General features: G+C 60.6%; 9 protein-coding genes and 1 pseudogene. 9 read left to right on the top strand and 1 reads right to left on the bottom strand.

What is annotated here, in order from left to right; genetic code table 11:
* Positions 1–770: 770 nt before the first annotated feature.
* The 8 genes from CH302_RS20470 (at position 771) to CH302_RS20435 (ending at position 8,771) form a co-directional block, all read left to right on the top strand.
* Positions 771–2,222, top strand: a complete 1,452-nt coding sequence (locus CH302_RS20470) for an NAD(P)/FAD-dependent oxidoreductase (protein WP_037192135.1) — start codon at positions 771–773, stop codon at positions 2,220–2,222.
* Between the two features lie 134 nt (positions 2,223–2,356).
* The gene (locus CH302_RS30905; protein WP_082323718.1) at positions 2,357–2,596 is read left to right on the top strand and encodes a DUF3263 domain-containing protein; all 240 of its coding nucleotides are present in this window, start codon (positions 2,357–2,359) and stop codon (positions 2,594–2,596) included.
* Between the two features lie 451 nt (positions 2,597–3,047).
* The gene (locus tag CH302_RS20460; RefSeq protein WP_052047776.1) at positions 3,048–4,184 is read left to right on the top strand and encodes a Re/Si-specific NAD(P)(+) transhydrogenase subunit alpha; all 1,137 of its coding nucleotides are present in this window, start codon (positions 3,048–3,050) and stop codon (positions 4,182–4,184) included.
* A 159-nt stretch (positions 4,185–4,343) separates the two neighbouring features.
* Positions 4,344–4,670 carry an NAD(P) transhydrogenase subunit alpha gene (locus CH302_RS20455; RefSeq protein ID WP_037192133.1) on the top strand — a complete coding sequence of 109 codons (327 nt, stop codon included), beginning with the start codon at positions 4,344–4,346 and terminating at the stop codon, positions 4,668–4,670.
* On the top strand, positions 4,670–6,112 hold the full coding sequence (locus tag CH302_RS20450) for an NAD(P)(+) transhydrogenase (Re/Si-specific) subunit beta (RefSeq protein ID WP_037192131.1): 1,443 nt from the start codon (positions 4,670–4,672) through the stop codon (positions 6,110–6,112). The genes CH302_RS20455 and CH302_RS20450 overlap by 1 nt, the downstream gene beginning before the upstream one ends.
* 113 nt (positions 6,113–6,225) lie before the next feature.
* A complete protein-coding gene (locus CH302_RS20445; protein WP_037192129.1) occupies positions 6,226–6,429 on the top strand; it encodes a cold-shock protein in 204 nt (67 codons plus the stop codon).
* Positions 6,430–6,896: 467 nt separating this feature from the next.
* Positions 6,897–7,712 carry an SDR family NAD(P)-dependent oxidoreductase gene (locus tag CH302_RS20440; RefSeq protein ID WP_037192127.1) on the top strand — a complete coding sequence of 272 codons (816 nt, stop codon included), beginning with the start codon at positions 6,897–6,899 and terminating at the stop codon, positions 7,710–7,712.
* A gap of 54 nt (positions 7,713–7,766) precedes the next feature.
* Positions 7,767–8,771, top strand: a complete 1,005-nt coding sequence (locus CH302_RS20435; RefSeq protein ID WP_037192125.1) for a GAF domain-containing protein — start codon at positions 7,767–7,769, stop codon at positions 8,769–8,771.
* Between the two features lie 95 nt (positions 8,772–8,866).
* On the opposite strand, the gene CH302_RS20430 is transcribed toward CH302_RS20435, so the two are convergent.
* Positions 8,867–9,319 carry a helix-turn-helix transcriptional regulator gene (locus CH302_RS20430; protein WP_037192122.1) on the bottom strand — a complete coding sequence of 151 codons (453 nt, stop codon included), beginning with the start codon at positions 9,317–9,319 and terminating at the stop codon, positions 8,867–8,869.
* 1,124 nt (positions 9,320–10,443) lie between these two features.
* Between CH302_RS20430 and CH302_RS20425 the strand changes: the two are divergent.
* Positions 10,444–10,828: pseudogene (locus tag CH302_RS20425) on the top strand (hypothetical protein); the annotation flags it as partial.

Genomic DNA, 10,828 nt, shown 5'->3' with positions numbered 1-10,828 from the left:
GGCTGGAACCCACGCGCTCAGCCGTTCGTCTGGACCAAAACTGCGGAGCAGATCCTCAAGAAGGCCAACCGCCCAACAACTTCAAACGCGGACCACTAGTGCACTTTCGCATCCGACAATCGATCCATCACCGAGCGGACTGCCCAGATTCATTCGACTCACGTCGTACCGCGACGAGAATCCTGTTCGGTACCGATCCGAGGGCCGAACCGTCCACGACTGCAACCCAGGCGGATAGCTACCCGATGCCGCCGAACACAGCCTTCGCAACGCTGCACGTCGTCGTCGACGGCACCTAACGACCACCGGCACTCGTTACACGTACGCCTAGACGCAACCATCTTCTGCTCCGTCATGGTCTTGACCCGAAACGGCATACCCGTATTAGTTGATTCCAGCTCGAGTCCCCAGGCCACGCTAAGCGATCCGTTTCGCTACGGCGTCTGGCCATTGGAACACGAAGTACAGGGCACCCCGCGCCGGGGCTGGTTAAAACGCGTGGGACAGTCTCTGTCATCGAGTACCAGCTCGAGATCTCGAGGCACCGTGGTCGCGGGCAAGAGCTTCTGCATCAGTCTGAATTGCTGAGATCAATAAGCGGTATCGAGTTTCGATATTGGACTTGACTCGCCGGATGGTGGATAAAGAAGGCGTATCTGTGACAGCACCTACCACTGCAGCGGATGCGCACAGTAGTGACCCCGACGGTTTCCTGATTCGGCGAATGCTCGACAGCCGTATCCCCGTCCCGGATATGGAAGGACACCACGATTCTCGTATCTGACACGCCCGAGCTCACCCCTGCTCTCGCGCAGCGCATCCACAGACACCACGTCGTCATCATCGGCTCCGGGTTCGGTGGATTGTTCGCGGCGAAACAGTTGCGTAAGGCCAATGTGGACGTCACTCTCATCGCGAAGACCACCCACCACCTTTTTCAGCCCCTGCTTTATCAGGTGGCCACCGGCATCCTCTCGGAGGGCGAGATCGCTCCATCGACACGGCTGATCCTCAAGAACCAGCACAACGCGTCGGTCGTCCTCGGCGACGTCACCACCATCGACATCGATAACAAGGTCGTCACCTCACGCTTCCTCGAGCGGATCACCGTCACCGAGTACGACAGCATCATCGTCGCCGCGGGCGCGGGCCAGTCTTACTTCGGCAACGACCACTTCGCCGAGTACGCACCCGGAATGAAGACCATCGACGACGCCCTCGAACTACGCGGACGCATCCTCGGCGCATTCGATCAAGCCGAAGCCGCCACCGATCCAGCCGAGATCGAAAGGCTGCTCACCTTCGTCGTCGTCGGTGCCGGACCTACCGGAGTCGAAATGGCAGGCCAGATCGCCGAACTCGCACACAAGACCCTCGACGGCACCTACCGCCACATCGACAGCCGCAACGCGCGCATCATTCTGCTCGACGCGGCCCCGAAGGTGTTGCCGCCGTTCGCGGATTCCCTCGGTCAGGCCGCCGCGAAGCGGCTGTCCAAGGTGGGCGTGGACATTCAGCTCGGGGCGATGGTCACCGATGTCGACGCCGACGGTCTGTCCGTCAAGCACGCCGACGGAACGATCCGACGCATCTCGGCGCGCACCAAGGTGTGGTCTGCCGGTGTTGCCGCCAGCCCCCTCGGCAAGCAACTCGCCGATCAGTCTGGAGCCGAGGTCGACCGTGCCGGGCGCGTGCTGGTGGGCAAGGACCTCACGCTTCCCGGTCATCCAGAGGTGTTCGTGGTCGGCGACATGATGAGTCTCGACAAGCTCCCCGGTGTCGCGCAGGTTGCTATTCAGGGCGGACGTTATGCTGCACGGGTCATCGAAGATGGCGTCGAAGCTGTACGGGCGGGCCGAAAAATGCCTGCGCGCAGTGACTTCAAGTACTTCGACAAGGGCTCGATGGCCACGGTGTCTCGTTTCAGCGCCGTCGCGCAAGTCGGTCCGATCAAGATCACCGGGTTCATCGCCTGGGTCATGTGGCTGCTCGTCCACCTGCTTTACATCGTCGGCTTCCGCAGCCGACTGACCACCGTGATCTCCTGGCTGACGGCGTTCTTCTCCAAGGGGCGAGGTCAGCTCGCAGTGACCGAACAGCAGGTCGAGGCGAGGGCAGCAATGGTCTACTTCAACGCGCCGGATACGAGCGATGCAGGCATCGAAGTCACCGCACCGGAACCGGCGCTCGCCGCGCACCCACTGCAAGCGACCCGCGCGTAACCAGTAGAAACACGCACGATTCCGCCGAATGCAGTACTGCAAGCTCTCGGAAGAGGTAAAGCATTTGCCGTTGATCGGTCGGACTTCGCACATTTCTGATCGATTTTATGAAACTATGACCCGAAAGAGTAAACATGCTCCTGAAATCAGACAGAGCTATTTTGGATTTCGCTTTAAAGTGGCTCCCGTGGGGAGGGGGGTCTGACGAAGACATTATGGTTGGATTCGGACTATCGGCTGTGCAATTCTACTCACGCTTGCAGGCGTTTCTTGATTCCGGAGCGCGTCCGCAAGATCTGAACGAGACAAAAGTGATCGAATTATATCGACTGTGCAATTCACATCTTGCACAGGTTCGACGACTGCGAAAGTAAGTCAATTCAGCACACACCAGATCTCGCACAATATTTCACGCTGGACTCTCTGCCTCCTTGCACACACTACATGCGTTGCGTCGGAACATGCCCTCGTCGGTCTGTCTCGAACGGCAGCGTTGGACGACACAGCCAATAACATCTTAGTCAATTCCGTGGGTACCAGATATTTGGACCGTCCGCCCCTCGCGAACAGAGATCCGGCCAAGCTTGATGCTGCGGCTGCAATCCAGCCGCTAGGTCGATTGGCTCGATCAATGGAAAAGCATCCATGATCGTCTTCCTGTGCATTTCAGCGGTGGCCTTCGCAACCCGGGGCACATGTTCCCGTCGACGGTGGATACCTGGACCGCTGACTTCATTGCGGACATATGCCGGCCTAAATGAGCTCGCTCAAACATTATTTCGTTCCTACATTTCTACAAACTCGCTCTGATCAGAAAGCAACCCTATGACCGCTGATCCAAGAATTACGAGACACACCAAAGTCGGCGTCCTCCGCGAGTCATCGGACGGTGAACGCCGTGTGGCTCTGGTTCCCAAGATTGTTGGCTCCTTGATCGGCAGGGGTGTGGCGGTTGTTGTCGAGTCGGGGGCCGGTCTGTCCGCCCTCATTCCGGATCAGTTGTACGTCGAAGCAGGAGCCGAGATCGGCGACCCGTGGTCTGCCGACGTGGTGGTGAAAGTTGCCCCTCCCACCGACGCCGAAATAGCGAAATTGTCGCCGGGTACGACGTTGATCGGCTTCCTCGCACCTCGTAACGCCGACAACAAGATCGAGGCGCTCGCCGCAGCAGGAGTGCAGGCATTCGCCGTCGAGGCAATTCCGCGTATCTCTCGTGCCCAGGTGATGGACGCATTGTCCTCGCAAGCGAACGTCGCGGGTTACAAGGCAGTGATTCTGGCGGCGTCGGAGTCCACTCGGTTCTTCCCGATGCTCACCACTGCCGCGGGCACGGTGAAGCCGGCGACAGTACTTGTGCTCGGCGTCGGTGTCGCCGGTCTGCAGGCACTGGCCACGGCGAAGCGTCTCGGCGGTCGACCGACCGGGTACGACGTGCGTCCCGAGGTTGCCGATCAGGTGCGTTCGGTGGGTGCTCAGTGGCTCGATCTCGGCATCGATGCCGCTGGCGAAGGTGGGTATGCGCGTGAACTGACCGAAGACGAGCGCGCCCAGCAGCAGCAGGCTCTCGAAGAGGCCATCAAGGGCTTCGATGTCGTCATCACCACCGCATTGGTGCCGGGTCGTCCCGCGCCTCGTCTGGTCACTGCCGCAGCGGTCGAGGGCATGAAGCCCGGAAGTGTGGTCGTCGACCTCGCAGGTGAGACCGGCGGCAACTGCGAGCTGACCGAACCGGGCCAGACCGTCGTCAAGCACGACGTCACGATCGCCTCGCCGCTGAACCTGCCCTCAACGATGCCCGAGCACGCAAGCGAGCTGTACTCAAAGAACGTATCTGCACTGCTCGAGTTGCTGCTCGACGAGAACGGTGCCCTCGCACCCGACTTCTCCGACGAGGTCATAGCACAGTCCTGTGTGACCAGAGCGGAAACGGACGAGCAAAGCGAGACCGCAAATGCTGGCTGAAGTGACTTCTCTCGGACGTCCCGCGAACGCAATGGCCGACCGGTTGACGTCACTTGTCGGCCACCTGGTTTCTGCCCTCAGCAAGCCCCTCGAAGCTCGGCATCTCAGCCTTGAATTGGACGCGGCATCGCGTTCCCTGATTCCGGACAGTGAGTATTGATGTACACCCCACTTCTCGCGAACATCGCGATTCTTGTGCTGGCCGGCTTCGTCGGCTTCGCGGTCATCTCCAAAGTTCCCAACACTCTGCACACGCCGTTGATGTCGGGCACCAACGCCATTCACGGCATCGTCATGCTCGGCGCGCTCATCGTCCTCGGTCGCTTGCCGGAGGACGCGTCGTGGGGCGTGCGCATCATTGCGTTGGTCGCGCTGATCTTCGGCACGCTCAACGTCGTCGGCGGGTTCCTGGTCACCGACCGCATGCTCAGCATGTTCAAGTCCAAGCCGGTGCCCGCCAAGACCGAGAAGGGTGCCGACTCCTGATGAACAACCTTGTCAACATTCTCTACATCGTCGCCTTCGGCATGTTCATCTACGGCCTGATGGGTCTGACCGGTCCGAAGACCGCCGTGCGCGGCAACTGGATCGCCGCCGTCGGTATGGGAATCGCTGTGATTGCAACGCTGATCGAGGTGCGCGACGCCGCCGCGATCAACTGGATCCTCATCGCCGCGGGCCTGGCGATCGGTGTGCTCCTCGGAGTTCCACCGGCCAAGCGCACCAAGATGACGGCAATGCCGCAGCTAGTGGCACTGTTCAACGGTGTCGGCGGCGGCACAGTGGCGTTGATCGCGTGGGCCGAGTTCATCGAGACCGACGGATTCTCGGCATTCCAGCACGGTGAAGAACCGACGGTCCACATCGTCGTCGGATCCTTGTTCGCTGCCGTGATCGGTTCGGTGTCGTTCTGGGGCTCGCTGGTGGCGTTCCTCAAGTTGCAGGAACTGCTCAACAAGAACGTGGAAAAGGCGTTCGTCAAGAACGCACGAACCTTCCAGCTGACCAACATCGTCCTGCTGATACTCGCCGTGGCGGTCGCGATCTACATAGGAATCGAATCCACCCCGGGTCATGGCACCTCGGTCCTGTTCATCGTGCTGCTGCTCGTCGCTGCCGGTCTGATGGGCCTGTTAGTGGTCTTCCCGATCGGCGGCGCCGATATGCCCGTGGTGATCTCGCTGCTCAACGCTCTGACAGGTCTCTCCGCTGCGGCTGCCGGTCTCGCACTCGACAACACAGCGATGATCGTGGCAGGCATGATCGTCGGTGCCTCGGGCTCGATCCTGACCAACCTGATGGCAACAGCAATGAACCGGTCCATTCCGGCGATCGTGTTCGGATCGTTCGGAGGCGGCGGTGCCGACGCCGCTATCGGAGCAGACACATCCGGCGGCGTCGTCAAAGCAACGTCAGCAGCGGATGCAGCGATCCAGATGGCCTACGCCTCGCAGGTCATCGTCGTCCCCGGTTACGGCCTTGCCGTCGCGCAGGCCCAGCACGCAGTCAAGGACATGGCGGCAATCCTCGAAAGCAAGGGCGTTGAGGTGAAATACGCCATCCACCCCGTAGCGGGCCGTATGCCAGGGCACATGAACGTGCTTTTGGCCGAAGCCGACGTCGACTACGACGCGATGAAAGAAATGGACGACATCAACGGCGAGTTCTCACGCACCGACGTCACCATCGTGATCGGTGCCAACGACGTCACCAACCCGGCCGCGCGCAACGACCCGTCCAGCCCGATCCATGGCATGCCAATCCTAAACGTCGACGAGTCGCGCTCGGTGATCGTGCTCAAGCGCTCGATGAGCTCCGGCTACGCAGGCATCGACAACCCGCTGTTCACAGCCGACCGCACCTCCATGTTGTTCGGCGACGCCAAGAAGTCGGTCAACTCTGTGATCGAGGAGCTTAAAGCGCTCTAAACACCATTGTTGTAAGTGAAATGTAGGCCGGCTATCTCTTCGAGGTGCTAAACCACTCCGCAGAGATACCCGAAAGGTGATGACGCGACTTTGAGCACGAAGGGTAAGTGGTTATGGCGAACGGCACCGTGAAGTGGTTCAACGGGGAGAGGGGCTTCGGCGTCATCGAGCAGGAGGGTGGCGGATCCGACGTGTTCGTCCATTACTCCGAGATCGAGGGGCAAGGTTTTCGCAACCTGGATGAAGGTCAGCGCGTGGAATTCGAGATCGGTCAGGGCATCAAGCGCCCGCAAGCAACCGGCGTTCGCAGCCTCTGATAGCGCGGAACACGCACCAGGGCAACCGCATCGAATGATTGGGCACGCACGTGGCCGCACCCAATCCGTCCTGAGCGGCAGCACCATGGCGGCTGTCAGATCGTCACCAACGGGCAACTCCTGCAGACACTCGCATTCCCGTGTATGCCACTCGCGCGTCACTGCCTCTTCCGTTTCCGGGTGTGTGAACACATCAGCATCCCACGGCGGGCGGTAACCGCAGGTAGTGATCTCGCATGGCTTGTCGGCAGAGTCGAAGGCGAGCAGGTCGATCGAGACAACAGTGGCGCTGAACTGGTGTTCGGTCCCTCTTCGGGCTTCTTGCGCTGGCTGCCGAGGCGATTACAGAGCCGGTCCGATACTGGATACAGACCGCTATACAGACCAGCTGGTTGCTAGCGCGACTGCGGACAGTTCGTTACTGTGCCTAGTTACCAAGGGCAGCGAGGTGCGGGAGGCGCGGTTAGATGCCACGGGAATGGAGAGCAGCGGTCACCGGCGCAAGTTCTGGGGTCGGCCGCGAAATTGCGTTGCAGCTCGCAAGCCAGAACTGGTCTCTTTCCCTCGCAGACAAGAACTTCGACGCCCTCCTGGACGTCCAGTCACAGTGTGCGGCTACCACCAACGTCACACACGTGACCCGTCTAGACGTCGCCGACCGGTCTCAAATCGACTCGTGGGCAGCGTCTTCACGCTCCGCCTTAGGCGATATCGATGCGGTCTTCAACGTCGCGGGCATCCTCTACAGCGGCGACGTCATCGACACTCCCCCAGCTGACTTCGATCTCGTGATGGCAACCAACTTCGAGAGCGTGGTGAACAGCTCTCGCGCCTTTCTGCCGGATATCATGAAGTCACGTCGAGGTCGAATCATCAACGTGTCGTCCGCCTTCGGTGTCATGTCTGCACCCGGCTACTCGGCGTATAACTCATCCAAATTTGCCGTACGAGGTTTCACCGAGGCCCTAAACCAAGAGCTGCGGCTCGCATCACGAACGGCCCGTGCGACATGTGTCATCCCTGGTGGACTCAAGACGTCGATCGCGCGGACGGGACGGGCGGCACCCGGAGTTGATCAGGCGCGGACTGCCGAACTATTCGATAACCACGTAGCCCGAACCACCCCTGAAGTGGCCGCCCGCAAGATTATCGCGGGTGCGTGGAAGGGAAAGTCGCAGGTGACAATTGGGAATGACGCTCGCCTCATCGACGTGACCACGCGCGCGCTCGGCCCTCTTTACCAACAACTGCTACCTGCGCTCCAAGCACTGCGGCGGCGCTGACAAGCCGTCACCAACGGACAATTCACTCACCAGACCTGCGGGGGTCGGTCAACCATGTCGAATAGCTGGATCTTGATAGAGACGTTCGGAGACGAAGAGCCATCGGTTATCGGAGTTGGGTCTTCGCCCAAGTCCTTTGTCTCACCTCGTAATGTTCTACGCAGCTCCTCCAGCCGCAGCGAGGCAATGGCCGCGGTAGCGGAAGCATTTTCCACAGGGGCTGTGGTGGATCGGCTGTCCAAAGACCGCTACAGGCGAGTACTGGCCGAACCACTGCACACCTTCGCGGGCCGCACCCATGGCGTGTGGGTGTGGCTCGGCCATCGCGACGAGACTCCACCTCGACGAGACGCCGCTGGGGCGTGGCAGTTCAACCTCACCAAGAGCACCGCAAGCGGTAGCAACGATCTACTCGACCTTTACCGCGTTCCGCAGGACGAGCGCGAGACCCAGCGTGCACTCGCGGGCGCGTTCACCCGACTTGTCACCAACCGTGACGAGAGCGAAGCTATGGCCAAGATCGTTCAATCAGCGCCTGGCACCACTCATCAGGCGGTCTGGACCGTCAGGACGGACCATAGCGAGCTTCGGGCCGCGCACTTCTCGTGCAGGATGATTGCCGAAGACGGGGTTTCGGGCACCGAAGTGATCCTGAGGGGTATCACCCACGACATCGGCCCCGCAGGGGAAATCAATATCGCTCCCCCACCTACGATTCTCGAGCATCGCGTTCTGGAGGCTTCCACCAAGGAGGGCGAGTACCGCGCACTGGTCAACCTCAGAACGCTCAACTTGTTGCGCTGGTATAACTCTGAACCTGCACCGAATATCTGCTGGGAGAACCTTCCGGATGAACCGTTACCGGCGATTCATCCGGACGACGTACCGATTGCGAAGCAAATGTCGAACGCACTCGCACGCGAACGCACCAACGGCGTGCTTCGCTTCAGGACTCTCGACGGAAATTGGAAGCCAATGACAGTCGACGCGGTTTTGGTCTCGCTCGATCAGCACACCACAGCCGCGCTCGTCACTCTGACCGAATTGCCCGAGGAGTAAATAAGTTCGCGGATACGGACGAATCCACATAGCCCGTTGTGGACTCCGAGCGGTCGAAGTACGCGCGCATAGATTCCGTTTTATAGTTGCGTCTTTTACAAGGATTGCGCGCGTGTCGTGCGGGCATCGCGGGTTCGACTCCACGCAGCCGCCACCGTCCGAATCGACACCCCATATGCATCGGCGAACAGTTCGATGCGCTCCTCGTTCTCGGGCTTGCGCCCACGTTCGATGTCAGCGAGAACGGTAGTCGACATCCCGAGCAGCTGCGCAGCGTCGCCTTGAGACAGCGCCGCGTGCACCCTCAAGTCGGACAGTTTGAGCTGGGACTCCGGGATCGGAACCAGCGCCGCGACCGACGTATGCAGGGCGTTCGCGATCCGGCCAAGCGTCGCAGGCGGTGGCGTCGAGCGCCCCGTCTCCCAGGTCGATACCGCCTGCCTCGTTGCACCCACTTTCGCTGCGAGGTCGTCAGCACTGAACCCCGCACGTACCCGTAGCTCCCGCAACCGGTCGGCGCGAAACCCACGAACTCCGCTTCGCGGCACTGTTTCAACTCCCTGTCGACCTTGCAAGACAGTCCCATCTTCCTCGGTCGACAACGACTGCGAGCCCTTGTGAGTTTTATAGTTGCGCGTTACTGTTGCTAATATGCACTCGTACGATTTGAGTTCCACGAAGCAGAACCGATTGCGCGGTGTACCGAACCTGTTCTACAGTCCTGATGCGCGCCCAAAAGGGATTCCTCGGTGCTTGTCTATCTCGGCACTGCTTGTAGCGCGGGACATCAGGTCGGTCTGTTCACAGAATCCGTCCGACCATTCCTGTCGGGAGTTCTACATGTTCGCGTCGCTCGCCCTTGCCGCATCGCAGTTGCCGTCGACGGCTGAGACCAGCAATTACCATCGTCGAACGTCAGCGCTGGGCCATGACGGACGAGGTGCGACGGCAGGTGCATTCAGCCGACATTGCCGCTTTCGCCGAAGTTACGGGGACGAATCAAAGTGAGTGCCGCACGGGATGCGATGGTGCCAAATCTTCTCTCACTGAATGAGTTCTGCGCATCAATTGTCGTAAATCGGACACACGGCGACCTGATTGCATGCTCGCTCGACCATGGGCATTCCGGTCGCCATCAATACATCGGTGACGACGGAGCCCTGCTAGCCGAGTGGGGTCCATCCGCATCATGCAATAAGCGGTCCACTCCTACCCCTAAGCCGTAGACCTGGCAGCTCGGACTGCAACCCGACCCGAGTGGGCTTTCGCTGATAGTCCCACTCGTGAGCTACAGGAGCTCCCCCGCGCCCTGTAGCTCGACCGGTGGACCGGCGCGAGGGTCGCGCAGTGAGCGCATTTCATCATGTTCAGCGCTGCGTGGCCCCGCCGGGACATCACCCCTCGAACTCACACCTCTTCGCACAGAAAGGATTCCGATACCCGATGTGGATTTTTCAGCAGCCGTGGTTCTGGTCGGTGGTCTTCGGCTGGCTCTGAGCCTCTAGCACGTGATGGGTGCGTGCGACTGGCCCACAACCTATGGATCGCACGCACCCATCCACTTCTCTCGACCGACTTACCTAAAACCAATTGTCGCCAGAACGGTTGCTCCGCAATCGCATTCACCAGCACGACCCGATCGCCGGGTCGCACCAGGAAGGGATCGACACCAATGCCAGCATCACAGGGCACCGGACACCACCGCCCATCGAAGAAGCGAGGGCGGGTGATCAAATCGCTGCCCGCCGTGGCCGCGGTGACCATCGCCGGCCTGACCGTGCAGGCCGCTCCTGCTCAAGCTGCACCATCGCAGCCGGGAGTGACCAGCCCTCGAGGATCACAACCGGGGGTCACGAGCGCACCACAAACGGCACCCGCCACCCCGCCGCCGGCCGCGCCGGCGCAGCGTCAGTACCTGCCCGGCTACCAGCCCTCACCACAGGTCCAGCAGACCCCGTCACGGAGTTACGACGACTACCTGGCGGGCAACCAGCAGTCCTCGTACTACCAGAACACCTACTACGAAGCCCCCGCTCCGCAGGCCGCCCCGAGCGAAG

Source organism: Rhodococcus sp. 15-2388-1-1a (assembly GCF_002259145.1).
Classification (GTDB): domain Bacteria; phylum Actinomycetota; class Actinomycetes; order Mycobacteriales; family Mycobacteriaceae; genus Rhodococcoides.
Note: the sequence above shows the minus strand (reverse complement) of the source record. Positions and strands in the feature narration are given on the sequence as shown.